The sequence below is a fragment of the Bacillus cereus group sp. BfR-BA-01408 genome, assembly GCF_022663305.1.
Classification (GTDB): Bacteria; Bacillota; Bacilli; order Bacillales; family Bacillaceae_G; genus Bacillus_A; species Bacillus_A pacificus.
Genome location: NZ_JAKUFF010000245.1, coordinates 1 through 290 on the forward strand (window position 1 = coordinate 1; position 290 = coordinate 290).

The window sequence follows — 290 nt, forward strand, 5'->3', positions numbered from 1 at the left end:
CCGTCACTCCGGTTGCTCCCGTTTCTCCCGTCGCTCCTGTCACTCCAGTTGAGCCTGTTGCCCCAGTATCTCCTGTTACTCCTGTCGCCCCAGTTGCTCCTGTTGGGCCAGGTGGTCCACCAGATGGACCTGTTACTCCCGCCGGACCTGATGGCCCCGTTGGGCCGGTCGGTCCGGCAGGTCCTCCAGATGGGCCTGTTGGACCGGTTACTCCTGTTGGGCCTGTAGTGCCTTCCCCTGTCGCACCTGTTGCTCCCGTATCTCCTGTTGCCCCAGTCGGACCTTGTATT

At 62.4% G+C, this 290-nt stretch carries 1 protein-coding gene; it reads right to left on the reverse strand.

Going from position 1 to position 290, the window contains the following annotated elements; translation table 11 throughout:
- A partial coding sequence (locus tag MR083_RS27140) for a hypothetical protein (protein ID WP_242270124.1) occupies positions 1-290 on the reverse strand: 290 nt, incomplete at both ends.